Annotated in this window: 21 protein-coding genes; 9 read left to right on the forward strand and 12 right to left on the reverse strand. The window is 52.4% G+C overall.

All coding sequences use genetic code 11. The features are described 5' to 3' along the window. Positions 1 to 169: 169 nt before the first annotated feature. Entirely contained in the window at positions 170 to 2,131 is a 1,962-nt protein-coding gene (locus BN8_RS21285; RefSeq protein ID WP_009284003.1) for a hypothetical protein, read from the reverse strand. Between the two features lie 111 nt (positions 2,132 to 2,242). On the opposite strand from BN8_RS21285, the gene BN8_RS21290 reads away from it, so the two are divergent. After that, positions 2,243 to 3,364: an NAD(P)/FAD-dependent oxidoreductase gene (locus BN8_RS21290; RefSeq protein WP_009284004.1), complete on the forward strand. Its 1,122-nt coding sequence runs from the start codon at positions 2,243 to 2,245 to the stop codon at positions 3,362 to 3,364. A 3-nt stretch (positions 3,365 to 3,367) separates the two neighbouring features. Here the strand turns inward: BN8_RS21290 and BN8_RS21295 are convergent, their stop codons facing one another. Continuing rightward, positions 3,368 to 3,820 carry an Lrp/AsnC family transcriptional regulator gene (locus BN8_RS21295; protein ID WP_009284005.1) on the reverse strand — a complete coding sequence of 151 codons (453 nt, stop codon included), beginning with the start codon at positions 3,818 to 3,820 and terminating at the stop codon, positions 3,368 to 3,370. Between the two features lie 176 nt (positions 3,821 to 3,996). Here BN8_RS21295 and ald point away from each other — a divergent pair, with 176 nt between their 5' ends. Further along, entirely contained in the window at positions 3,997 to 5,127 is a 1,131-nt protein-coding gene (ald, locus tag BN8_RS21300; RefSeq protein ID WP_009284006.1) for an alanine dehydrogenase, read from the forward strand. A gap of 100 nt (positions 5,128 to 5,227) precedes the next feature. Here the strand turns inward: ald and BN8_RS21305 are convergent, their stop codons facing one another. From BN8_RS21305 to BN8_RS21315, 3 genes are all read right to left on the reverse strand, one after another. After that, positions 5,228 to 5,515: a hypothetical protein gene (locus BN8_RS21305; RefSeq protein WP_009284007.1), complete on the reverse strand. Its 288-nt coding sequence runs from the start codon at positions 5,513 to 5,515 to the stop codon at positions 5,228 to 5,230. After that, entirely contained in the window at positions 5,512 to 7,029 is a 1,518-nt protein-coding gene (locus tag BN8_RS21310; RefSeq protein ID WP_009284008.1) for a glycosyltransferase family protein, read from the reverse strand. Before BN8_RS21310 ends, BN8_RS21305 begins: the two co-directional genes overlap by 4 nt. A gap of 74 nt (positions 7,030 to 7,103) precedes the next feature. After that, positions 7,104 to 8,603, reverse strand: a complete 1,500-nt coding sequence (locus BN8_RS21315) for a glycosyltransferase family protein (RefSeq protein WP_009284009.1) — start codon at positions 8,601 to 8,603, stop codon at positions 7,104 to 7,106. Positions 8,604 to 8,752: 149 nt separating this feature from the next. Here BN8_RS21315 and BN8_RS21320 point away from each other — a divergent pair, with 149 nt between their 5' ends. After that, the gene (locus tag BN8_RS21320) at positions 8,753 to 10,135 is read left to right on the forward strand and encodes a glycosyltransferase (protein ID WP_009284010.1); all 1,383 of its coding nucleotides are present in this window, start codon (positions 8,753 to 8,755) and stop codon (positions 10,133 to 10,135) included. After that, the gene (locus BN8_RS21325; protein ID WP_009284011.1) at positions 10,135 to 10,731 is read left to right on the forward strand and encodes a GAF domain-containing protein; all 597 of its coding nucleotides are present in this window, start codon (positions 10,135 to 10,137) and stop codon (positions 10,729 to 10,731) included. Before BN8_RS21320 ends, BN8_RS21325 begins: the two co-directional genes overlap by 1 nt. Here BN8_RS21325 and BN8_RS21330 read toward each other — a convergent pair whose 3' ends face one another. The 4 genes from BN8_RS21330 to BN8_RS21345 all read right to left on the reverse strand — a co-directional run bounded on the left by BN8_RS21330 (position 10,732) and on the right by BN8_RS21345 (position 14,389). Beyond that, a complete protein-coding gene (locus BN8_RS21330) occupies positions 10,732 to 11,538 on the reverse strand; it encodes a PdaC/RsiV family protein (RefSeq protein WP_009284012.1) in 807 nt (268 codons plus the stop codon). A gap of 99 nt (positions 11,539 to 11,637) precedes the next feature. Next, positions 11,638 to 12,372: a LytR/AlgR family response regulator transcription factor gene (locus BN8_RS21335; RefSeq protein WP_009284013.1), complete on the reverse strand. Its 735-nt coding sequence runs from the start codon at positions 12,370 to 12,372 to the stop codon at positions 11,638 to 11,640. A gap of 90 nt (positions 12,373 to 12,462) precedes the next feature. After that, positions 12,463 to 13,578 (reverse strand): sensor histidine kinase, encoded by a 1,116-nt coding sequence (locus BN8_RS21340; RefSeq protein WP_009284014.1) that lies wholly within the window; start codon positions 13,576 to 13,578, stop codon positions 12,463 to 12,465. A gap of 154 nt (positions 13,579 to 13,732) precedes the next feature. Beyond that, a complete protein-coding gene (locus BN8_RS21345; RefSeq protein ID WP_374755534.1) occupies positions 13,733 to 14,389 on the reverse strand; it encodes a histidine phosphatase family protein in 657 nt (218 codons plus the stop codon). Positions 14,390 to 14,426: 37 nt separating this feature from the next. Here BN8_RS21345 and BN8_RS21350 point away from each other — a divergent pair, with 37 nt between their 5' ends. The 3 genes from BN8_RS21350 to BN8_RS21360 all read left to right on the forward strand — a co-directional run bounded on the left by BN8_RS21350 (position 14,427) and on the right by BN8_RS21360 (position 20,823). Beyond that, on the forward strand, positions 14,427 to 14,843 hold the full coding sequence (locus BN8_RS21350; protein WP_040006413.1) for a hotdog fold thioesterase: 417 nt from the start codon (positions 14,427 to 14,429) through the stop codon (positions 14,841 to 14,843). Between the two features lie 244 nt (positions 14,844 to 15,087). After that, the gene (locus BN8_RS21355) at positions 15,088 to 19,098 is read left to right on the forward strand and encodes a hybrid sensor histidine kinase/response regulator transcription factor (RefSeq protein WP_009284017.1); all 4,011 of its coding nucleotides are present in this window, start codon (positions 15,088 to 15,090) and stop codon (positions 19,096 to 19,098) included. 447 nt (positions 19,099 to 19,545) lie between these two features. Beyond that, a complete protein-coding gene (locus BN8_RS21360) occupies positions 19,546 to 20,823 on the forward strand; it encodes an isochorismate synthase (protein WP_009284018.1) in 1,278 nt (425 codons plus the stop codon). Between the two features lie 112 nt (positions 20,824 to 20,935). On the opposite strand, the gene BN8_RS21365 is transcribed toward BN8_RS21360, so the two are convergent. Then, the gene (locus BN8_RS21365; RefSeq protein ID WP_009284019.1) at positions 20,936 to 21,121 is read right to left on the reverse strand and encodes a hypothetical protein; all 186 of its coding nucleotides are present in this window, start codon (positions 21,119 to 21,121) and stop codon (positions 20,936 to 20,938) included. A 20-nt stretch (positions 21,122 to 21,141) separates the two neighbouring features. Next, positions 21,142 to 21,369 (reverse strand): adhesin, encoded by a 228-nt coding sequence (locus BN8_RS21370; protein WP_144051790.1) that lies wholly within the window; start codon positions 21,367 to 21,369, stop codon positions 21,142 to 21,144. A gap of 215 nt (positions 21,370 to 21,584) precedes the next feature. On the opposite strand from BN8_RS21370, the gene BN8_RS21375 reads away from it, so the two are divergent. Together BN8_RS21375 and BN8_RS21380 are read left to right on the forward strand one after the other, a co-directional pair. Further along, complete coding sequence (locus BN8_RS21375) at positions 21,585 to 22,628, forward strand: glycoside hydrolase family 130 protein (protein WP_009284021.1); 1,044 nt, start codon at positions 21,585 to 21,587, stop codon at positions 22,626 to 22,628. Positions 22,629 to 22,668: 40 nt separating this feature from the next. Beyond that, positions 22,669 to 25,668, forward strand: a complete 3,000-nt coding sequence (locus BN8_RS21380; RefSeq protein WP_009284022.1) for a S9 family peptidase — start codon at positions 22,669 to 22,671, stop codon at positions 25,666 to 25,668. Here the strand turns inward: BN8_RS21380 and BN8_RS21385 are convergent. Then, entirely contained in the window at positions 25,665 to 26,144 is a 480-nt protein-coding gene (locus BN8_RS21385) for a response regulator (RefSeq protein ID WP_009284023.1), read from the reverse strand. The two genes, BN8_RS21380 and BN8_RS21385, sit on opposite strands and share 4 nt — an antisense overlap. Positions 26,145 to 26,181 lie beyond the last annotated feature (37 nt).

The following is a 26,181-nucleotide window of genomic DNA, read 5'->3' on the forward strand; positions in this document are numbered from 1 at the left end:
ATTCTATTGTAAGAGGAAGATATTGCCAAATAATCAGCATGTTTAACAAATTTACGAAAAACATACCGAATAATTACTATTCACTTATCCTGCGGAGGTGCACTGATGATAAATCCGAGCTATTTGTATGTAAACAGAGCGTTTATTATATGGTAGCTGATCGTCAAGGCTAAAATACCGTTTGATAGATTCTGCACTGAGCTTCGTCGAACAGCCGATTACTGGCGAGTTCCCCTGGCAACGTATCAGGTAAAGCGCCTGTCATGGCCGCGGCAAATACGTACCCCGATGTTTCTTCATGGGTCCAGACAACGTAGTCGGCTTCGCCCGGGGCAACCAACCACTGCGTTCGTTTGCCGGTAATCTGTGGCCAGATTTGCTCCGCCAGTTGCCGCATACGTTGAATTATGACAAATTGATCGGCGTTTTGCCCCCATTCGAATGGTCCGTGCGTCACTTTATCTGGCTGCCGGTCATCTTCAATCCGAAACACATACAGCTTTGTGTATTCTTCATTAGCCCCCCGCTGTTCGTGCAGGTTACGCACCTCGAAACCCAATCCAACGTAGCTGGGCATATCTGTCAGGAACAGGGCCGTAAAGTATCGGAATAGATTACCCGTTCGGTAAAACTCATCGAATCGGGGATCGTCCTTGTCGGCCGTCATTACGGTAAAATTGGGCGCGAACTGACGCGTCTTTAGCCAGTGGTAGTACGTCTGGAAGCGATCGACAAACAAAGGTGATCCTATTACCGTCGATTGCAGATCGCCGAGGGTTGAGTCGGCCTCGATGGCTTCCAGGTGGTCGAGTTCGTCGCCGTAGCCCATTGTATCGGGCGGAGCCAGGAACGTTTCAGCAAAGAACGCGTAATGTGGTGTGCCATGCTGCCGGACATACTGCTTAATGGCCCGCAGCGGGTCGTAAAAGGGACCTGGCGTTAGCGGAACCCCCTCAGGCCGCATCTGGACATGGGCCATGTCGCCCCGCATAAAATCGAAGTTGTAGGCTCGCTGGCAATCGTGGTATTTATGGCAAACGTAGTCCCAGGCCGGGTGATTGGGCCGGTCGAAGTCAAGCGCCCACTGCTGGTTATCGTTTTCTGGCTCATAGAAGCGATACCGGGCCAGTGGCCCGAACACCCGCGACATCGTTTCGGGCTTATCGAAGGCGTATTGATACCAGATCTGCCCGAAGTCGTCGAGGACGTAGTCGGTCGGATCGATATGCAGCCCCCGGTAGGGTGGTGCCATCGTCATAGGTAGGGTTTCAAAGCCCTGGGCAGTCAGGTAGCGGATCAGCTCAAGCCGTCGGCTGAGTCGCCCTCCGTAATCGTTCGGATGGCCAAATAGAATACGCGTACGCTGTTCGTCGGTCAGGATACTTATATCCTGAGAGAAAAAAAAGTCTTTGGCAAACGTCAGGGGGGTTCCGTCGGCGGCTCCGTAAAATTTCAGGTATTGCCAGATCGCGCCTTCCACCTGTCGATACAGTGTAGCCGAGTGGCTGGTCATCGTAGCCCCTTCGCGTTGTACCCATTCGAACAGCGACGGACAAGCCAGTACAATTTCTGAAAAACGGTCGGTATGCGGAATTACGTCCATGCCTACCGTTCGGCCCATTGTATGCAGCAGATTGACAACGATTTTAAGCTGTTTTTCAACGGTGTTCAAAGCGGGAACCGCCTGGGCCAGCTCAACACTGAAAAATTCGGGATTTATCTGCCAGCTCACCATCCCGTACAGACTACCAACCACACCCGGCTCCCAGATCGGCAGGAGGTGAATACTGTCGTGGCCGGCTGGTAGGGTGAAAACATAGTTGACTACATTCCAGAATGACCCAATGGTCCGTACGTTGACGCCGACCATGTTACTACGTTTTAGCCAGGTGCCATCGGGCTGGTCGGCAACGGGGCTGGCGATGGTTTCGGATGGGTCCAGCGCCCGTCGCAGCCTATCGGTCCCAAGTCGCTTGTGAAGGATTTCCAGCGTCTGGTACACCGGAAACTGCACAGCCGTTTGAGGTAACAGATTAGGTATAAATGACTGTTGCCCCGATGTATAGGCTTCTGTATACACGCTGTAACGCTGCTGCCAGTCAGTCAGAAGGTTATGGAAAGAGGTAGGCATAGAACAAATGTATCCGTAGTCAGTGGGTTTTCAAACCGTTTGTTAGCACAGGCAGTTTGTAGATAGATAAACCAAATCAGTCGGATAAAGAATATAGAGTCCGTAGCGCCTATGCAGGATGTCATCATTGCCGGTGGTGGGCTGGCGGGCCTTGTCAGCGCTCTGGAACTCGCGCAGGCGGGGCACCGTGTAACGCTGATCGAACGCAAAACGTATCCGTTTCACCGGGTTTGTGGCGAGTACGTCTCCAACGAGGTAAAGTCTTATCTTCAGTCTCTTGGCGTTGACCTGGGAGCGCTGGGAGTGGCCTCTATTGGACAGTTCTGGCTGTCGGCACCGTCGGGACGCTCTTTGCGGGCTCCGCTCGACCTGGGCGGTTTCGGCGTCAGCCGCTACACGCTGGATTATGAGTTGTTTAAACTCGGTGAAGAGGCAGGGGTTCAGTTTGTGCTCGGAAAAACAGTCGATGATATTGTCTTTACGGATGAGGCTTTCATCGTCACACTGAACGATGGTGATACGATGACCAGTCGGTTAGTCATCGGGGCCTTCGGCAAACGGTCGAAGCTGGACAAAACCTTTAACCGGGCGTTCATGAACCAGCCGTCGCCCTACATTGGCGTCAAATATCACATCCGGACCGATTTTCCGACTGACCTGATTGCTCTGCATAACTTTCCGGACGGCTATTGCGGCATGTCGGCCATTGAAGACAATAAATATTGTCTCTGCTACCTGACTACTCGCGATAATATCCGACGGTTCGGTAATATCCCTGACATGGAAACGGCTGTTCTCCATCAGAATCCGCATTTGAAAGCAGTTTGGGCAAACTCCGACTTCTTATATGAAAAACCGGAGGTGATCAATGAGGTATCGTTTGCCGCCAAACAGGCCATCGAAAACCACATTCTGATGGTCGGCGATTCGGCTGGGCTCATTACACCCCTCTGTGGCAACGGCATGGCGATGGCGATCCACGGTGCCAAACTGGTCAGCAGCCTGGCCAATCTTTTCCTGGCGGACCAGTTGTCGCGGTCGGCGCTGGAAAACCACTACCAGTCGGCCTGGTCGCAACGGTTTGCGCGCCGGCTGTGGGTTGGCCGAACGGTCCAGCGCCTATTCGGCGACAGGTGGTTATCGGAAGCGGCCGTCAGCGTATTTGGGACGTTCAGACCCGCTCTTACGAGCGTTATGCGGCAAACCCACGGGGAAATGGTACCCGTTTACTGACAGTCAGATCGGCACTACCGTCGAATTTTTCACTTCGGCCATCACAAAAAAACTGCTGATGTGCAGGATGCCCGGAATGACCGACAGCCGTTCCTGGTAAAACCGATTGTAAGACTCCATATCCTGGCTGATGATCTTAACGAGGTAGTCGAACGTACCGGACACCCGGTTGCATTCGAGCACTTCCGGCAACTGACGAATAGCCGCGTCGAAGTCGGCAAACGTATCCCGCGTCTGTTTGTCGAGTGTTACCTGGCAGTAAATCATCAGCAGGTTACCCAGCTTTTTCTTATCGAGAATCGTTACGTATCGGTCGATGAATCCTTCGCGTTCGAGCCGCTTGATTCGCTCGTGGACCGGTGTCTTCGACAGGTTGATCTGCTGCCCGATTTCCTGGATAGTCAGGCGGGCGTTTTCCTGCAGCAAAGCCAGAATCTGACGATCAATTTTATCCATTGTCGGGGATGACGGAAATTTTACGGTGGCCGGACAACATTTCTGCAATAGTAAGAACAAATTCCTGCTATGCAGCTGAAATTACATACAGTTTCCTAAATTAATAGGTACTCTTAGAAAATTTATACCATCAATTTAGTTTTGCTTTATTGATACCTTCAAACTCATTCAGCATCATGGTTATTGGTGTTCCCAAAGAAATTAAAAACAATGAGAACCGGGTGGCTTTAACCCCGGCAGGTGTGGCCGAGCTGCGCAAGCACGGACATACGGTATACGTTCAGGTCAATGCCGGCGAAGGCAGTGGGTTCGAAGACGAGGAGTACATTGCGGCCGGGGCACAGATGCTGCCCACGATCGAGGACGTGTACGGCATCGCCGAAATGATCATGAAGGTGAAGGAGCCGATCGCGCAGGAATATGGTCTGATTAAAGAAAATCAACTGCTGTTCACCTACTTTCACTTTGCTTCGTCGGAGGAACTGACGCGGGCTATGCTGGCTAAAGGTGCTGTTTGCCTTGCCTACGAAACTGTAGAAAAAAACGATCGTAGTCTGCCGCTGCTGGTTCCAATGTCGGAAGTAGCCGGCCGTATGGCAGTTCAGGAAGGGGCTAAGTATCTCGAAAAACCGCTGAAAGGCCGGGGTATTCTGCTGGGTGGCGTACCAGGTGTAAAACCAGCCAATGTCCTGATTCTGGGCGGTGGTATCGTCGGCACACAGGCCGCCAAGATGGCTGCCGGTCTGGGCGCGCACGTAACGATCATGGACATCAGCCTGCCGCGTCTGCGCTACCTGTCGGACATCATGCCGTCGAACGTACAGACGATGATGTCGAACGAATACAATATCCGCGAGATGATTAAGGTATGCGACCTGATCATAGGGGCGGTACTGATTCCGGGAGCCAAAGCTCCGCACCTTATCACCCGCGATATGCTGAGTCTGATGCGGCCCGGTACGGTGCTGGTCGACGTAGCCGTTGACCAGGGTGGCTGCATTGAAACCTGCCAGCCGACCACACACGAAAATCCGACCTATATCATTGACGGCATCGTACACTATTGCGTGGCCAACATGCCCGGTGCAGTGCCCTACACAAGTACGGTTGCCCTCACGAACGCAACGCTGCCCTACGCGCTGCAACTGGCCAATAAAGGCTGGCAGCAGGCTTGCCGCGACAACATGGACCTGCAACTGGGTCTCAACGTAGTGGATGGCAAAGTGGTGTACAAAGGCGTAGCTGATGCATTCGGTCTACCGCTGACCGACGTTAAGGAAATCCTGCGCGACGAAGTCGAAGCGTAAGGTTTAGTTAAACGCAAGGGGCGTCAAGAAAACGTAGCGTTCGCAGAGGAAATAAGTATTGTTCCTTGCGAGCCTTGCGTCTTCTTGGCGCCCCTTGCGTTTAAAGATAGTGACTCACCAGGTCCCGCCACTCCTCTTCCAGCGAACCGCTGAAGACCGGTGCTTTGGCCCGACGATACCAATAGCCGGCATTCCACTGATCGCCCTCTTTCCGATGGAGGTATGCATGCAAGCGGTCATAATCGGCCACGCCCTCGCGGCTTTGCGCAATATCATGAGCTTTGCCCCACTGATCGCCGGCATCATACCAGAGCGCTTCAAGAATCGGGTGAAGACCCGCTGGGGGCTGAGGTTGCCCGAGCGTGGCAGTGAATTCGTCGATGGTCATGGCAATGCTTGTTTCAGGTACGTTTCGTAGGCCGGGGTCACGTAAATGGTATACGTATTTAACCGAACGGCTCGGTAGGGCTGCTTCATCACCCGGGGCAACCGGTCGCTCAGTTTTTGAAAATCGTCGTTAGGGATAATGGCCACGTCGGCTCTTTCCCACTGTTTATCCGTTGGCCAGATGTTATAATGTTTGTGAAAAAACGGAATCAGAAAATCAAACACATATACATTGGAACGAGCCGGAATGGTTTTCGCTAGTTGCTCAACCACAGCTACGTCCGAATCGGGTAGCAACGGCATCTTCTGTGGATCATACCGATACGTAAATGTATCATGAAAGATGGTATCGAGCCGAAAATCGGAACGGGCAAAATGTACAATCGGTAGCTGAACCGCAAATAAGCCAACCGCCAGCGCCACGGGTTGCCAGGAGGGTGCCGGCACTACCTCATCTTTGAATACCAGCCATACGATAGCTACGTAGCACACCGAAAATGCGTACATCAGTACGAACCGGGGTGGCCAGGTCAGCGATACCAGATCGAACGCGGGATTGGTGCCATAATAGTGTGACCCCTGTACCCAGTTCGACGCCAGCAGGGCCGCCTGCGCCACAGCGTAGATCAGCAGCAGACTACCCGCCTGCCGAAACCCAGTGCGATAGAGTACGTATACCAGCAGCAGGATCGAGGGCAGTAACAGCAGGAAGTTGTTCAAAAACAGGCGCAGGTTCCGGGCAATGAAATCGGCCTGATAAATACCGTCCCTGATCACCTGTAGAGCTTGTTGTAAGCGGGGTTCGGGCTCAGCCGCGTGGTTTTTATAGGACAGAAACAGCATACCCACCACGAACAAAACCGCCCATCCCCCCAGAATGAGCCAGAATCGACGACGAGCCAGAATACCAAAAACGGATCGATTAGCCCGGTGTACGTATTGCACGCATAAATAGGCCAGGTGGATACCACCGGCCAGCAACGCCCCGTCCTCCTTAACCAGCACGATCAGAGCCGCAGTGAGCAGAAACCATCCTGTTCGTCCATTGAACAGCGCCAGCACAAACAGCACAGACAAAGGATAGTACGTCAGCTCCGGATGCCAGCCGAAACCGGGGTGATCATTGAACCAGAACCAGACCGGCCCGAACAGCAGTACGACCAGGGCCACCCACGCAAACCAGCCGGTGGTACGTCGGCTCATCTCCCGAAGCAGCAACGTATAACTAAGCAGGTACAAACCAATCAGCACAATAAACGCTCCATAAGCGCCTAGTACGTAGATCAGCGGCCCCCACAGCAGCATCGCATAATTGTTATGAATCCGGTCGTCGTACCCCCATACGTTCTCGTAGAGCACCGGACGGCCGTCCATCCAGCTACACGACAGTTGCAGAAACGCATACATGTCGTTGTAGGTGTAGTAAAGAGATTGAAACCGAATGACTTTAAAGGCCAGAAAAAGTAATAGCAGCACGCTACTCACGATGGTCAAACCAATCCATCTACGCATCATAGGCAACCGAAATCCCTTCAGGGTAATGTAGTGATTATTAACAGAACTAATTTTTGGGGCAAATGGCCGTTTTGTCAACGAATACACTGTTTTACGGCACGTTCGTAAGGAGCCGAAACGTACAGGTTATACGCCGTAAGCCGAATGACCTGATACGGTTGCCGCATCGGCAGTACCTTCCGTAATCCCTGCGGATCGTCAATGGGCAGCAGCGCCACATCGGCCGGGCGATACTGATTACCCGTTGGCCAGATGCCGTAGTGCCGGTGAAAAAAAGGTACCAGAAAATCAAACGCAAAAACGTTGGAACGGGGCGGCAACCGATCGGCCAGGCAACGGACAACGGCCAGGTCTCCGGCCTGGAGATACATCGGATTTTTTTCGGCATGATACCGCCCCCGCAACGTAGCGGCCCACTCGCGGGGAGAGGGAAAATCCGGACGAGCCAGGTACAACAGCGGCACCTGTAACGCCAGCAGCCCCCCGCCTATCAAACCCAGGGGCAGCTTCACAACAGGTTGAAAGCTCCCCCCCATTTCGTACAGCAGGATTGTCAGAAAAGCGGCCGAAAACGCCCACAATAGTATGAATCGGGGGGGCCAGGTCAGTGAAACCAGATTGAACAACGGCTGACCGTAATAGTGGGAACTCTGCACAAAATTCAGGCCTGTCAGCACAAGGATTCCGACAAGCCACATCACCAGAACGTTGCTGACGACGGGGCTTCCCAGCGCACTGCCAAACCAAAACAGCAACCCCAGCACCGGCAGGAGCAGCAGCACCGACTGCCCAACCAGTAGCAGCGTTTGCCGCCAGAATGGCAACGTCCCAATGTTAGTCTCAATCAGATTCAGAGCCTGTTGCAGCCGGGGCTCAGCAAAGTTGTTTTTGTAACCCAGCCAGGCCATACCCACAACGAATACGATTCCCCAGCCTAACCCGATCAGCCAGAATCGGGGCGTTGCCAGCCATTGCCACAGCGGACGCTTTGGCTGACCATGCACGAACCTGACTCCCTCGTACGTAAGGTGAATTAATGCTCCCAGGATGGCACCATCTTCTTTAATCAGCACGACGGCTAGCCCTGCCACTATCGTAGCCGGGCGGCTTGTTTCAACAAGGGCCAGTGCAAACAGGATAGCTGCCGGCAGGTAGGTCAGTTCGGTATGCCAGCCAATATTTGGGTGATCGTTGAGCCAGAACGAAACCGGCCCCAGTAACATCACCCCCAAAAAGGCATAGCGCGCCCAGGTCGGTACATCCCGCCGGGCCAACCGTTCATTAGCCAGCCCATAGCTGACCAGCAGCAGCAGCGTCTGCACTGCAAACAGGCCATAGACGCCGAACGCCCGGCAGAGCGGCCCCCATAATACTACCGTGTAGTAATTATGAATTTTGTGATGATAGCCCCAGATATTCTCATACATGAACGGGCGTCCATCCATCCAGCTGCACGACATCTGCAAAAACGCGTACATATCATTGTACGTATAAGCGAGCGTCTGGAAGCGTAGTAGTTTAAAGGCAAAAAAAGCGAGCAGCAATAGCCCGATCCAGTAAGTTGAGCGTTGCATGGGCGGTATTAATGCTGAGCGCAAACTTAATAGTTTAAGGTTGTATCTACCGAATTCTCAATCCACAACAACTGAATGTTTCTTTTTTTTATACTTGCGTAAGTATCTACCTACACTATTGGTTACCTAATCATTTAACGATACCCACCATGAACGGCCTGGAACGCGACCGCTGGATACGGCGTAATCGCTTTTATTACAAGAACTTACTTGAGTTCTTACGCTACAACGTTCCCGAAAATCGCTCAGTGCTGGAAATTGGCTGCGGAACGGGATATGTTCTTAACCAGCTTCGCCCTGCCCACGGCGTCGGCATTGATCTAAATCCAAACTTTATTGAGCACGCCCGACAGCAATATCCAGCGTATACCTTCCTCGTCGGCGATGCCAAAAACCTGGAAATTCTGGATGAGCAGTTTGATTATATTGTTCTTAGCGATACCATTGGCGCTTTTGACGACGTACAGCAGGTTTTTGCTCAGCTACACCGCGTTTGCCGGCCCGATACGCGTATCATCATTACCTACAAGAATTTTCTGTGGACGCCGGTTCTCAATCTGGCCGAAGCCATGCGGCTGAAGATGCCCGAAGAACGGCAGAACTGGCTCGACCGGCAGGATATTACCAATCTGCTGGAAGTGGCCGACCTTGACGTTGTCCGAACGGGTCGAAAAATCCTGTTGCCCCGCTACATTCCCATCCTGTCCTGGCTGCTTAATCGCTACGTAGTCAATCTGCCGCTGATTAACCGCCTGGGGCTGCTTACGTTCATCGTAGCAAGGAGTGTACAGGGGCTTAAACCAGCTTATGACTACACCGTTAGCGTGATTGTGCCTGCCCGTAATGAACTGGGTAACATTGAAGCCATTGTAAACCGTACCCCAAAAATGGGTCGGCATACCGAGCTGATTTTTGTGGAAGGTAACTCGACCGACAATACCTGGGGGGAAATAAACCGGGTTTGCCAGCAGTACGGGCATCTGCGCGACATGAAGTGCGTCCAGCAGGACGGCAAAGGTAAAGGGGATGCTGTTCGAAAGGGTTTCGCTATGGCAACCGGCGATATTCTGATGATTCTGGATGCCGATATGACCGTACCGCCCGAAGACCTGCCCAAGTTTTTCGACGCCATTGCAACGGGTAAGGGCGAGTACATCAACGGGACCCGGCTGGTCTATCCAATGGAGAAAGAAGCGATGCGGACGTTGAACCTGATCGGCAACAAGTTCTTTTCAATTGCGTTTTCGTGGCTACTTAACCAACGCATTAAAGATACCCTCTGCGGTACCAAAGTATTATCCAAAGCCAACTACGAACGGCTGATTGCCAACCGCTCCTACTTCGGCGACTTTGACCCGTTCGGCGATTTTGACCTGATTTTCGGAGCCGCTAAGCTCAATCTGAAGTTCGTTGAAATTCCGATCCGATACCGTGCCCGTACCTACGGCGAAACCAATATTTCTCGGTTTAAGCATGGCTGGTTGCTGCTGAAGATGACCTTCTTTGCCCTGAACAAGATCAAATTTGTCTGATGAGAAACGAAAATAGCTACCGTCAGAATACCGTATTTGGTGCAACGCCAAATCCACTGATGCCCGAACCCGATGCGATCGATGAGGAATTCGCTGAGTCAGCTAACCAGATACTCAGCAACGCGGTCGAACTGGTACGAACCCTCATTGGAGCCCATCAGGCCGCTATTGCCATCGTTATTGACAAAGACTGGCGCTACGTCCGTAAGTATTTCTCGCTGTCCGAGAAGTACAGTGCCTGGGCCGATTATCAGACACCGGCCGTCGGCTTTGGCACCCATGCCTGGTTACTGGAGTATAATCGGTTAGTTCGGTATACGCAGGCTGAGCTGGAAGCCCATCCTCACTGGCATAATTTCGGTACAGAAAGCGATAAACATCCGCCCATGCGGGGTTGGATGGCTACACCACTTGTTGACAAGCAGGGAAAGAACTGGGGATTGATCCAGTTGTCGGACAAATACGAAGCCGGCCCGGAAGAAACCAACTTCAATGAAGATGATGAGGTTCTCTTTCAGCAGTTTGCTACGTTAATCTCACAGGCGCTGGATGCGATCTGGGAAGTACGTAACCTGAAAAAAGCAAAACAAGATTAGTCAATCGGCCTGCCAGTCGTCGTTCAGAATAGCCTGCAACTGGCTGTAGGGCACTGTCACTTCAATGGGCCCTACGGCATAAGCGGCAATCTCGTACGGATTGTAGTAGAACAGTAAACCATCGCGAACTACCCCCACATTGGCCGGCAGAAAAAATTTGCCGTCCCGCAGAAAGTAGCCGCGCTCTTCTAGGTTATACTGCGGCAACAGTTCCTGGTGCTTTCGGAATGCTTTCTCAACAATGCTAATCAGGGCCGTTGTATCAGTGACCAAATCAGCCAGGGCCAGCGGCTTGCCAGTCGCCCTGTCGAAGGTATACAGACTGGTACTGGAATTTGGGTGAGCCCCACCCGTGTAGGCGTAGGTACTCACTTTCACACTTAGGATTTTTGGTGTAGCGTGAAGGGTATCGCCCGTTGTTTGCAATTCCCAGCACCCGCCCAGCGCCCCAATGTCATTGGCCATGCTATCGTAGCTGGCTGCCAGCAACGTAGCCGCTTTATTCAAATCCGTCTGTGCATCGGGGTGTTGAGCGATGGTAGCGCTATCAAGCCAGCTTGTGATGCTTTTGGCAGCCAGACCACGCAGGGTTGCATTAATGGCGCTGGCTCCATCTGAGTCGTCGCGCAACTGAAAATACGTTACCGCTACGGTAATGCCCCGGCGGTTTGCCGTATCACACTTACTTTCGCCGGCGAAATCGTATCGTTGTGGCTCCAGAACGGGTGGATTCGAATTCGTAATGGCGTGGCAAGCTATCCAGTATATGGAAGACCCGAGTAGAAAAGCCCATAGAAAATACCTCATGCAACAACACCGGCCGCTTACAAAGACCGCTTTTTAGGGCTGTAAAAGACAATTTATCAGGTGATTAGTACCATCTCCATAACACGTATCACCAGATTATCACAAACTTAGTAAATCTTTAAACCGGATTGCCTGTCGGCGGCTAATTTCGATTTTATCGCCCCCGCGTAAAGTCACCAGCAAGCCACCACTAAACCAGGGTTCGATTTTTTCAATCCATTGCAAATTGATAATATGCTTGCGGTTCGCGCGGAAAAACGTAGCCGGATCCAGCCGATCTTCCAACGCATTCAACGACTTAAGCACCAGTGGTTTCTGATCGTCAAAGTACAAACGAACGTAGTTGCCCATCGACTCGAACAGCCGCACTTTGCCTAATTTGACAAACCAGCACTTCTCGCCGTCTTTAACGAACACCTGATCGTTTTCGCCGAGCATCTTGGCGGTAATATCGCGTGGCGCTGCGGCAGGTTCATGATTGTGCTGCTCTTCCTCAACCCGATGGATAGCCTCCGACAGTCGGGCCAGTTCTACTGGTTTGAGCAGATAATCGAGGGCATTGAATTCAAACGCTTTAATGGCGTATTCGTCGTAGGCGGTAGTGAAAATAACTTCGGGCGTTTTACCTTCGATGGATTGAAGCAGCTCAAATCCGTTTTTACCCGGCATCTGAATATCCAGAAAAAGCAATTCCGGCTGCATCTCTTCAATCATGGTCAGGGCCTCGTCGGCATTGGCCGCTTCGCCAATAATTTCGATTTTAGGAAAGTTATCCAGCAAACGACGTAATTCATTACGAGCCAGCCGCTCGTCGTCAATGATAAGTGTTTTCATAGTTTGGTTTTACGGGTGACAGGCTGCCGGTCAACGAGCCGGGTTCTACGTCATGAGACCTTTATCAGCTACGTAGCGAAGGCGGCTACTTTACTGACTCAGCGACTGATCGGCCGTTTTTCGAAAAATAGTATCTGATTGAATTGGAATGATGATGTCGGCCCGAACGACGTTATCGTCTTCCTGCACAATATCGAAACTGGCCTCAGGTCCATAAAGCAGATCGAGCCGCTGCGACGTATTTTTCAACCCGAATCCGCCCGATGCTTCTTTGTCGCCCAGTATACCGGTATTCCGGATGATAATATGCAGTTGATCAGTATTGTTGCTGCGGGAGCCTCCCGATGCATCGTCGCGGATGATCACTGTCGAACGCACCTCCACGAACCCACCACCCACGGCCTTTGACACCCCATGCTTGATCGCGTTCTCAACCAGGGTCTGGAGCATCATAGGCGGCACCTGCCAGTAAAGCGTCCGGGCGTCCAGATCGATACGTGATTTGAGCCGGTCTTCGTAGCGAACCTGCTCAAGGGCCAGATAATCCTCAACGGTCTTGATTTCCTCGCGTAGCTCGACTGTTTTGCGCCGGTCGGCCAGCAGTGAGTTTCGGAGCAGATTGGAGAGCTGCGTAATGCCCTGCTGGGCTTTGATGGGATTTTCGTACACCAGCGCCCGAATGCTATTCAGCGCATTGAAAACGAAGTGCGGATTTAACTGCGACCGGAGTACTTTAGCCTCGGTCTCACGAATAGAGGTTTTAAGCAAAATTCGCTCAATCTCGGCATTGCGGCTTTGTTCAAAATAATGGTACGTCGTATAACTCAGTACCCACGTCAGCATGGTCTTGCCGAAGTTCAACAAGTAGCCCAACACAACGGCGGGCTCGTTAACGAACAGTTCGGGCATGAGGTGTCGATCGGCCGGCAGGTTAACCACCGTCATGACCATCGACAACACGAGCACAGATACCAGCACACGAGGTGCCAACCGGAAAAACGGCAACCGCACCCAGTTCCAGCGCTTAATCATCAGCCGGTACAGGTGGGTCAGGGTAATGCCGAGCAGGATATTGGCAATTCCCAGATACAATGTATCGGGCTGAAAACCAAAATCCAGCAGATAAGTCAGGTACTCTACCCCTATGAGGAGCGTCCACCCGAAAATCTGGCAAAACCAATATATTTTCTGCTTTGAAGTTTCCATTCCTTACTTAACCCTTTTTCGGTTAATAAGCGAATGTACAATAATTAGTCCTAATGAGTCTGTAAAATACACCAGCGGGAAAATAGCTCGATAACGTTACGTATCGAATGATAAGAAAAAGATACAAACGTATGTAACGTAGTAAGGTATCCGCTCAGGCCAGGGCTAGTGTCAGCAGGTGGGTACTGTCATTAGCCTGTTCGATGACACACTGCTTTGTATCGTACTCATAGCGGAGCTTATACAGGCAGAGGTTACTATGCTCAAACTGATCCATGTTGGCCAGCGAACGCCCCGTCAGCCACGACAACAGGATGCGCATGGCCCGGCCGTGCATAGCTACCAGCACCGGTTCTTCGTCGGGCCGCGAGAGGATGGTATCGATAGCCGGTTTCTGACGAGCCGCCACCTCCTCAGGGCTTTCTCCGCCGTCGGTTGTCATGCTGGTTTGCCCGGCAGCCCAGCTTTCGATCAGGTTCCGGTAATACTCGTTGTCGATGCTGTTGGGAACCTTACCTTCCATCACCCCCCAGCTAATTTCGTTCAACCCAGGCAGGATCTCATGGGGAAGCCCCAACTCGATGAATGGCTCCACCGTCTGATACGTCCGCTTGAGTGATGAGATGTAGATCTTACTGAAAGGGACATGCTGATACGCCTGAAAAAACGCCATAGCCTGGGCACGGCCCATGTCATTCAGATCAGAATCTACCCCACTGCCCTGTACGATTCCACGCCGATTATAATCTGTTTCGCCATGACGAATCAGATATATGGTTTTTTGTCGCAAGCCGTTAGCTTTGTCTTCCATAGAAATTGGGTGCAAAAATACGCAAAACCTCCTCATAATGAAAGCGGGCTTCGAATTAGCTAACCTTCAATTTATTCATAACGACTCCATCGTCAAACATTTGGGCATTGAGTTTACCGAAGCTGGCGAAGGGTATCTCATTGCCCGGATGCCGGTCGATGCCCGTACCCACCAACCCTTTGGCATTTTGCACGGCGGGGCTTCTGTCGTTCTGGCGGAATCGCTGGGCAGTGTAGCCTCCTATATGATGCTGCCCGACCCAACCAAACAGCAGGCCGTTGGGCTGGAAATTAATGCCAATCACATTCGCTCCGTTCGCGAGGGCTGGGTTTATGGACGCGTCACACCAATACATATCGGCCGTACTACCCACGTCTGGGACATTCGGATCACGGATGAACAGGGCCGCCTGGTTTGCATCAGTCGGCTAACCATCGCTATCATTACAACCTGACTCAACCGGCCTTTTTTCCTCATTTCTGCTACGTGTTCAGGTTGAATCACTTATCCACTAAAAAGCATTATCCAACGAGTTCATGAGATTTTTCCATTGCAACGAATAAGTTATATTTGTTAGGTAATGGCACCTACCGGGTAAGTTAACAGAGGAGATTAGGCTGGGTGTGAACTTATTCGGCGCCACAGACAATTACGTTCCTTGCCACGGCCGCAGGTGCCTGCGTTCAAGCAATGACTGTATGACGTTTTTTTACCGATTTTATAATGCATTCGTTTTTCTTGTTGTATCCGTTACGATTGCTTTTGCTCAACCTGTCCGTGAATCGTTCAGCCATTTATCCTCAAAAAATGGGCTGTCGCATAATTCTGTCAATTGTATTCTTCAGGACCGCGAGGGGTTTCTCTGGTTCGGTACAAATGACGGGTTAGCCAAATACGACGGGCATTCTTTCACCGTTTTTCAGCCTAATCCGGCTCAGCCAACGCATAGCTTTCAGGGAAATCAGGTGATGAGTCTCTGCGAGGGCCGCAACGGTCACATCTGGGCGGTTACCATGAATGGTGGCCTGCACGAGCTTATCAAAGAAACAGGACAGGTCATTCCCCACCCGATCAACGTAGCCAATCATGCCAGTTGGTGGAACGCGCAGTGGTCGGCCTGCCTGGATCACGAAGGGCTTTTGTGGATCAGTACCTACGGAGGTTTGGCCTGCTATAACTCCGCTACTCACCATTTCAGCCTGTACCCTTCTCCTAAAAATGACCTTCCGCTCCGGTCGGTATTTGAAGATCGGCAGCACCGGCTCTGGGTCGGTTCGCTGAAAGGACTGTATCTGTTCGACCGGAAATCAGCGCGCTATTCGCTTATCCCGCTGAATCGCCCTACTGACTATCAACCCTTTTATGTGGCATTTCACCAGGATCAGAACGATAGACTATGGGTAGGAACAGTTGGCGATGGTTTGTTCAGGATTGATCTGCGCGACCCTTCACTCCGGCTGACCCCCTATAATCCGGAGGGCAAGATCAACCGGTACATTTTTCTGAACGGAATCCGGCAGGACAATAATGGCAATATTTGGGTAGGTACCAATAGCGGCCTGCAACGGATCAATCCTGAAACTGATCAGGTAACTACGTGCCGGGCCAATCTGGAGAACGATGGCTGCATCAGCAGTAACAACGCCCAGGCCGTTTTTCTGGATCGTAGTGGTACGTTGTGGGTCGGCACCGACAACGGTATTGACTGGCAACCGGCCGTCACCAAGCGGTTCAACGCTTTTCAGGTTACCCCAAACTCAGGCGAGGTGCACATGCTTGAGAACCGGATTAATACGTTGCTGCAGGACGGCCAGGAAACTATCTGGTTTTCAAACCTGAATAAAGTTCATCGGCTCGATCTCCGGCAGAATCGGCTTACCGCTATCGATCCCGGCCAGCTTGGCTCACGGGGCACGTATACCAACTATGTTTGCTCATTACTGCCCGACAGCGCGTCAGGCATCTGGCTGGGTACGTGGGACGCCCTCTATCGGTACAGCCATGCATCTGGTCAATTTACGCCCTACCGCTCAGAAATACCGGCTCAGTTCATTAGCCGCAGTCCGACGGGGCTGATCTGGTTTGGCGGTGAAGGCGGACTGGCCTCATTCGATCCTCGCACCGAGCGTTTTACTTACTTTAAATACAAACCTGGCGACGTTCGGCTACTCGACAAATACGTGTATGGCGTACTGGCCAGCCGCTCTGGCGATGTCTGGATCTCCATCAACGGAAAGGGCGTTAGTCGACTCAATCCGCAATCCGGCCATTACCAGCATTATCTGGCCAGCCGCCGACCTGGCCAGTTGAACGATAACGTAGTGCTGACTTTTTACGAAGACGCGGATCAGGTCATCTGGCTGGGTACGAACCAGGGTGGTCTAAACCGGTTTGATCCGAAAACCAGTACGTTCAGCCAGTTCACAACCCAGGATGGACTACCCAGCAACAACGTCGCTGGTATCGTCGGCGATAATGCAGGACGATTATGGCTCAGTACAAACCGGGGGCTTTGCCGATTTGATCCACGGACAAACGTGATCCGAAATTACGATGTCAACGACGGATTACCCAGCAATGATTTTTTATCGGGTGCCGCCTTCCGGAAAGGTAATGTATTGTATTTCGGCAGTTTGAATGGACTGGTTTATTTCAATCCGGCCGATATTCGGGATAATACCCAGCCGTTTCCGGTACACATCACAGGTTTCAGGGTATTGGACAAAACTGTCCCGATCACCAGCCAGCACATTAACCTGAGTCACGACGAAAACTTTCTTTCCTTTGAGTTTGTCGCCCTGACGTATGGCATGCCGGAACGCAACCAGTACACTTTCCAGTTGGAGGGCGTCGATGAAAATTGGGTAAAAAGCGGCAATCGACGTTTTGCCAGCTATACTGACCTGCCTCCCGGCGACTATACGTTTCGGGTCAAAGCCGCGAACAGCGACGGCATCTGGAACCAGGAAGGTACGTCGCTGCACCTCACTATCCATCCGCCCTGGTGGTTCAGTTGGTGGGCGTACGGCTTGTATGCCCTTCTGCTGGTGGGGGGCGTCTTCGGGCTGGCTCGGGCCTACACCAACCGGCTGAAAGAGCGGCAGGAAATGGAACTGCAACGGCGGGAATCGGAGCAATTGAAGCAGATCGACGAGCTTAAAACCCGTTTTTTCTCCAACATCACACACGAACTCCGCACACCGCTTTCCTTGATCGTCAGTCCGGTTGAACAACTGGCCCAGAATACCAGTGTCCCCGAACCGGTACGAAAGCAGTTGAAAGTCGTTGAACGGAATGCCCAGAAACTGCTGCGACTGATCAACCAGTTGCTGGATCTGTCCAAGCTGGAAGCTGGTCGGATGGACCGAGACGAAGCCCGGGGCGACGTAGCGGGTTTCGTTGAGCAACTGGTCGAGTCGTTCCGGCCGGCGGTGGAGCAGAAAGGTATCACACTGACGTTCAACAACCGCTACCCTAACCAGCATGAAGTATTCTTCGACGCTGATAAATGGGAAAAAATCCTGTACAATTTACTGTCGAACGCGTTTAAGTTCACGTCCGATTCCGGTTCGATTCAGGTTGACATTTGGGAATCGGCCACCAACCAGGTAGGCATACGTGTATCAGATACGGGCATTGGTATTCCAGCCAGCGCTCAGCCCCGTATCTTTGATCGCTTTTATCAGGTCGACGACTCCCGGACACGCTCGTACGAAGGCACGGGTATTGGTTTATCGCTGGTAAAAGAACTGGTCGACCTGCTGGGTGGCAGCATTCAGATGACCAGTCAGGATTCTCCTACGGCTCCCAACCGGGGCACAACCTTTACGCTAACGCTACCCATTCGTCAGCCTACAGCGGAGGCTGTTGAAGTAGCGTCGGCAAAACCCGCCAGCGACTTCATCAAGCCGATGGCTACCCAATCCCCGTTGACGACTCCGTCCGGCGGAGCCGACGAAACAGCCCCGCTGATTCTGGTCGTCGAGGACAGTGACGATTTACGCGAGTTTATCGCCAATGAAGTAAGCCGTGACTACCGCGTGCTGACGGCCCCTAATGGTTTGGCAGGCTGGGAAATCGCCCAGCAGGATCTACCGGATGTAATCATTACGGATCAGATGATGCCTGAAATGGACGGACTGGCGTTAACTCGACAGTTAAAAGCTGATCCGGCCACCAATCACATAGCGGTTATAATGCTCACAGCCCGGGCTTCGCAGCAGAGTCGGCTTGACGGGCTGGAACAAGGCGCCGACGATTACTTGACGAAACCGTTTAACGTGGATGAACTTCGGCTCCGGCTGCGGAACCTCTTCGACCGGCAACGGAAACTTCAGGAACGTTATCAGCAACAGCTCACGTCGGTTGAAGCCCCGCTGAAAGTCGATCAGGTTGAGGATTCGTTTTTGAAAGAAATCTATCAACACATCGAAGCCCGGCTGGACGACTCCCAGCTAACCGTCGAGAACCTGGCGCTAATGAGCAGTATGAGCCGCCGAACGCTACACCGTAAGCTGACCGCGCTCACCAACTTGTCGGCGAACGACATAATCCGGAATTACCGTTTGCGCCGGGCTACCGATTTTTTACGGGCCGGACACAGTGTTTCGGATACAGCTTATCGGGTTGGCTTCGACAATCCGGCGTACTTCACGACTGTCTTCAAACAGGTCTATCAACGCACCCCCAGCGAATTTTTAGGCAAGTAGTATACCAGTAACCTGATTGCAGTTACGAAATAGTCGATGAAACGCACTTTTTTTTGCCTCGTGTCCCAAAAACGAAAGCAGTTGTCCCAAAACTGAAAGGCCATTTCATACAATCCTGGTACGTTTGATGCGCATCCACACCAACGTTCAACCCATCCTCATTACTGGGAAAGTTAGCCCAGTCAGTTACGAATCGTACTGGCTGGGCTGGCCCCCCAACCACACAGACGTATGTCTGTTTATGCCCTCACCTGACTAATTCTATCCAGCACCCAACCTCAGTTCCGACTCTGCTGCTTACGGTCGTAGGCAGCAGAGACTCGGAGCTGATGAGTAGCTGAACCCTCCTACCAGTATCTTCATTCGGATTTCCCCCCTATCTTTCGCACAAAATTTCTGTACAAACTGTTATCCTCATAGCCGACCTTTACCGGCCGGTCGTTGGCTATGCAATCAGACTTATCAACGATAACCGTAACCGCTCCGCATACCGTCGCTGAACCCACGGCGACTCATTTCTGGGAATCGGCTCGTCAACTGGGCTGCCCGGCTGCTTTGTGGCGGCTGCCGAATCAGCAGGAGAAGCACCTGATCATCCACCTGACCGATGTGCTGCCGCGGGTTTCGGCCGATCTTGAAGAACTCCCTGCCGGATTCGCCGTTAGTCCGTTCGACAACCTCGACAATGGTCCCGATAATCCGGCCCGAACGCTCTTTCTCCGGGCCGATGTACACGTAGTGTTTTCGGAAGGCACGATAACCCAGCTGAACTATGCATCCGGGCACCAGGCCGAAGCATTGCAGCGATTGGTCTCTCAACAGCTCAATAACCCGCCTACATCGAAATTCAACTCGATAGCCACAAAGACGATGGCTGATGGCGACGCGCAAAGCCTGTATGAACAGAATGTAGCAGAAGCTGTTGCCGAGATGCAGCAGGAGCGCTTTCGAAAGGTTGTGCTGTCGAGAACGAAGCGGGTTGAATTTGACGAGACACCAGATGTTGTTGCCATTTTCGACAAATTGTGTCTGACCTACCCAACAGCCTTTGTATCGGCAGTTTTTTTACCCGAACGGGGGCAAGTATGGATCAGTGCTACGCCCGAGCGCCTGGTCAGCGTTGATGATAAAGGTATATTCCGAACTCTATCGCTGGCCGGAACTCAATCGGCTTTTGATGCAGCGGGGCAGCCCAAACGCCCCTCTGAAGCGATGTGGTCACAGAAAGAGATTGAAGAACAGGCACTTGTCAGCCGTTACATCATTGAATGCTTTAAGAAGATTCGTCTGCGCGAATACCTGGAAGAAGGTCCCAAAACGATCATAGCCGGCAACCTCATGCACTTAGGTACGCGGTTTAGCGTAGATACGCAGGCCGTTCGATATCCGCAATTGGGCACCGTAATGCTCCGGCTGCTCCATCCGACTTCGGCGGTTTGTGGTATGCCCCGCGATGCGGCTTATGAATTTATCCGTACCCACGAACCTCATGACCGGGAACTGTACAGCGGTTTTCTGGGACCAGTCAACGTAGCCAACGAACATGGCGGCCCTGAAAGCCACCTGTTTGTTCACATTCGCTGCCTGAAACTGGAAGGTAACGTAGCTACTCTATACGCCGGTGCCGGTCTGACCGAAGATTCAGTTCCTGAGCGGGAGTGGCAGGAAACCGAAATGAAATGCCAGACACTTCTGAATGTGCTGACATCTGTAACAAAAAAGTAATGAGCCTTTAACACCCTTCTCCGTTTCGGAGAGGGAAATCAGGACGATAATAACGCCAGCAGGCCCGCACTATCCCTGGATAGTGCGGGCCTGCTGGCTATACAACCCTTGCTTACTGGTTGTCAAAGTCTGCTCCTTCGGCAGGGTTTTCCGTTGCCCGTGAGCCTTCCTCGGTAGTCCGATCGCCCTGAGCACTGGCGGCCGACGACTGTGTTTCGCTATCGGGTGCAGTCCCCCCATTGTCACCTTTCGATGAGTAGGACTTTTCCTGTTCTTGTGTTGTTTCGGCTGGCGTCATCTTGTAAGGGATTGAATTGATTAATAGAACGAACGGAGTGTCGTACCATCGTCGTCCAGATCATCGTCAACGTCATCGTCGAGGTCTTCATCAAGATCGTCATCATCGAGATCGTCGTCCAGATCGTCTTCGTCAATGTCGTCTAAATCATCTTCGCCGTAGCCGCTGGTAGCGCCGGAGCCCGTATCATCATAGTCGGCCCCTTCCTGGTCAGGTGTTAACATCCGTACGTCGTCAAGTACATCCACGTCTTGGTTTGGATTCGCTGGGTGCAACATAACTGATAAATATTTGATGGTTCGTCTAGAAAATTACAACACTTAACCCAACGTACCGTGGAAGGTTTGAGCCGTTGAAAAAATAATCGATTAAGTGGCCCGGACGGAATCGACAGTTGTCGGTTTACCGTGTACAGTTCCGGTATTGACCTACTGTCCGAAACTCGTTACGCAAACTAATTCGCATGAAAAATTATTCATTACGGCGACTCTCTGATCAACCTATCCTACAAACCAGCGACGTTAAACCCTCTATTGAAGGCTTCTCCGTACTGGGAGCCTTCAATCCGGCGGCCTGCCGGGTTGGCGATGAGATTATTCTTTTGCTACGCGTTGCCGAAGCCCCTATTTCCGAAAAAGGCTGGTTGTCCATCCCCATCATTGAAGAAACCGACGGCATTCCGCAATTGGTCGTTAAAACGTTTCGTGAGCCAACTGACGATTACGATCCGCGTGTCATTACGCTCGACGGGAAAGTATACCTGTCGTCGATCAGTCACCTTCGGCTGGCTCGTAGCCGTGATGGTATCCATTTTGAGATCGACGAGAAGCCATTCATGTTCCCAACCCGAATGGATGAATCGTTTGGTATCGAAGATGCCCGGATTACGTTTCTGGAAGGTAAGTACTGGATCACTTACACATCGGTGTCGGAACATGGCCCTGGTGTTGGCCTGGCCGTTACAACCGATTTTCAAACCATAGACCGGGTCGGCATGATCTTAGCGCCACCGAACAAGGACGTAGCGCTTTTTCCGGACCGTATCAACGACAAATACATGCTCCTGCACCGACCGATGGTGTCGGAGATCGGTAAACCATCCATCTGGCTGGCCGAATCGGTCGATGGCATTCATTGGGGGAATCACCAGTTCCTGTTCGGCGCATCGGGGGCTGACTGGGAATTTCAAAAAATTGGAGCCGGGCCGGAGCCCATACTGACCGACGATGGCTGGCTCGTTCTGTACCACGGCACCAGCCGAAACACCGAATATTCGTTAGCGCTGGCCCTCCTCGACCGCGACAATCCAGCCAGGGTGATTGACCGCTCGACGACTCCCCTCCTCACCCCGGAACTTCCCTGGGAGCGCAAAGGCTTTTTTCCTAATGTCGTCTTTTCAAACGGCTGGGTCCAGGCCCCTGCCAACAGCAAGCGTTCTGACGCGATCTGGGTGTACTACGGAGCTGCTGATTCTGGTGTCGGATTAGCCGAATTAATACAGGAATAACGTGATAATTTTGTACATTCGCTTTTCCTCAGTATAAAATATGGCTTGTCGTACATTTTTTACAATCTTTTGCATTTTTGCAACACATCTACTGTTTGCCCAAACGTCCAAACGCCCACTTGTTCATGCGGACTATGACCGCTGGCAAAGTGTTCGTTCCGAAAAAATTTCGGACGATGGTCAATGGATCGCCTATCAGATTGACCCGCAGGAGGGCGACGGCATGCTCCACGTTAGCCGCGCTGGCAAAACTCAGTCGGCTGGTGGCCCGGCTCGTCCTTCGTATTCGTTCCAACGGGGGTATCAGGCGCAGTTCACACCCGACAGCAAGTTTCTGGTGGCAAAACTGAAAGCACCACTGGCTGATACGCGCAAGGCAAAGCTCAAAAAGAAGAAGGCTGACGAGATGCCAAAAGACAGCCTCTTGGTACTGAATCTGGCTACGGGTGCGGCCACCAAACTCCCGAATCTAAAATCCTTTACGTTTGGGAAAGAAGGTGGTACCTGGCTGGCCATTCTGCAGGATGCCAACGTACCGAAGCTACTCACAGAAGCCAGAGCAACCCCTAAAAAAGACACGCTGACACCTACTCAACCGGCCTCTACAACAGCAGCCACCGCATCGTCGGCGCGAAAAGGCAAAAAATTAAAAGGCGACGACCTGATACTCCTCAATTTGGCCGATGGTACCCGTAAATCGTTTCGCAACGTATCGAACGTAGTCATTTCTGACAACGGCCGCACGATCTTCTACAGCAAGGAAGTGTCGGATTCGCTGCGGAAATCAGCCGCCGTAGTGCCGGGCGTTTATCGGTTCGATACGGATAAACAAGCCGAAGTGCTGGTTGATACCAACTCGCGCATGAAGCAGTACAAAGGGCTCGTTGTCGACAAAGCGGGGCAGCAACTGGCGTGGATGGCCTCCGCCGATTCGACCGGGGCCGACGTACGCGTCTTCTCGCTCTACTACAAGCCGCTGCAGGCACCCGTAGCCGCCAAGGGCAAACGTACCCGGCCGGTTAGCAGCGAAACGAGAGTTCTGGCCGATACGGTATCGAAAGCCCTACCCAAAGGCTGGTCGGCCAATGAATTCCGGGAGCCTAAATTCAGCGATGACGGTACCCGTCTCTATTTTTCAACGGCCCCTATTCCGCCCCGCGCCCGAAAAGATACGCTGACGCCCGACGACGAAAAAGTTAAAATGGACGTGTGGAGCTGGACTGATAACCGCCTGCAACCCATGCAGCAACGGCGACTCAAGGAAGAAAAAGAACGCGGATTCCTCACGGTATGCGACCTTGCTCCGGGTAGCCCGACCTACGGAAAAGTAACGTTGCTGGCGAACCGCGAAGTACCAACCGTTACATTCGATCCTAAAGCAAATGCGCGGTACCTGCTCGGCCTTAGCGACCTGCCTTATCAGGTACAGGCTTCCTGGGACCCCGGCCACACGGATCTGTATTTGATCGACACGCAGACCGGCGAGAAAAAGAAAATTGCCAACGACCTGATGGCTTCTAACATAAAGCTGTCGCCGTTGGGGCAATATGCCATCTGGTTCGACGAACGCGACTCGCTCTGGCGGGCCTGGTCGGTGCCGGCCGGCAAACGGCTTGATCTTACCCGCGGCCTGCCGGCTAAGTTTTTTGACGAAGAGCACGACACGCCCAATCTGCCGGGTAGCTACGGAACCGCCGGCTGGACCAAAGATGACCGCTACGTCTGGCTCTACGACCGCTACGACATCTGGCAGATCGACCCCACTGGCCAGCAGAAGCCGGTCAACCTGACCAAAGGCTGGGGCCGCAAAAACCGGGTTCGGCTGCGGGTGGCTGACCTTGACGAATCACGCGAATCCCGTACACAGGGCTTCAGTGAAGAACAATCAATTGACCCGAGCAAGGAGTTGTACCTGACCGGATTCTGGGAAGACGACAAGCACACCGGTATTCTCAAGGGCACAGCTCCCGCTAAAGGAGACATCGCGCTTAGCACCGTTGCCAGCAGCAACCACCGGTATTTTGGGTTGAACAAAGCCAAAAATGCGTCAACGATAACGTACTACCGGGGTAACTTTCAGGAGCCGATTAACCTGTACGTAACCGATACGACGTTTCAGGCGCCGGTGCAACTGACTCGCGCTAATCCGCAGCAGGACAGCATCCGCTGGGGCAGCGTCGAACTGGTGAAATGGATTGGTACCAACGGCGTTCAACTAGAAGGGCTGCTCTACAAACCGGAAGGATTCGACCCGGCCAAAAAGTACCCAATGCTGGTGTACTACTACGAGCGCAATACGGAAACCCTGAACGACTACCGCGCTCCGGCACCGAGCCGCTCAACGATCAACATTCCCTACTGTATCTCCAACGGCTACCTTGTGTTCGTGCCGGATATTATCTACACGACCGGCCAGCCGGGCCCGAACGCCTACGACTGCATTGTGCCGGGTGTACTGAGTCTGATCAACCGCGGCTTTGTTGACCGTGAGCGCATTGGTCTTCAGGGGCAGAGCTGGGGTGGCTATCAGACAGCCTACATCGTTACACGCACGAATATGTTCCGGGCTGCGATGGCCGGTGCTCCCGTTGCCAACATGACGAGTGCGTACGGCGGTATTCGCTGGGAAACCGGTATTGTCCGGCAGTTTCAGTACGAGAAAACGCAGAGCCGTATCGGCGGAACACTCTGGGACAAGCCAATGAACTACATCGAAAACTCCCCGCTGTTCTTTGCCAATCGGGTGCAGACGCCTTTGCTGATGATGCACAACGACGCCGACGGGGCCGTACCCTGGTATCAGGGCATTGAGATGTTCACGGCCTTGCGCCGGTTGAACAAGCCGGTCTGGATGCTGGTGTACAACGGCGAGGGCCACAACCTGACCCAGCGCCACAACGCCAAAGACCTGAGCATCCGGATGTACCAGTTCTTCGATCATTACCTCAAAGACGGTCCAGTGCCGGTGTGGATGAAAGAAGGACGTACCGCCGTTGAAAAAGACCGGGGCGAGATGAAATACGAAATTGGCGATAATTAACCGTTCTGACCAGGCAGCGTTACGGTCTCCCACCAGTATTGCCGCATAGACTGGAAATACGCCAGCCATTGGTCAAACGTTGAGGGCTTAACGATATAGGACGTTCCACCGAACCGGTACAATTCGTTAATGTCTTCCTGTGAGTTTGAATAGCTGAACACCACAATCGGCATCCGGATGTAGGGCGAGTTGGGTCGCTTGATTTTTTGAATCAGCGTCCACGAAGGCCCTGCATCCGGAAGATAAAGATCCAGCAGCATCAGCTTAGGTAGATTGGCCTGATCGGCCAGGCAATCGGCCAGATACGTTTCCGCTTCCTTCGCCGTTGACACCCATACAGTCTGTACTTCAGGCAGACATTCGCCAAGAGCTTCCTGAATCAACATCCAGTGATCCGGATTATCTTCAACGACGAGAATACTGGCCTTATAAAAATTTTGTTTAACGGTCGATCTTCCGGAATAATGATCATGCATGACATTGCGCGGTCAGTGTCGAGAACGGGGTAATGAA

It is taken from the genome of Fibrisoma limi BUZ 3, assembly GCF_000296815.2.
GTDB lineage: Bacteria > Bacteroidota > Bacteroidia > Cytophagales > Spirosomataceae > Fibrisoma > Fibrisoma limi.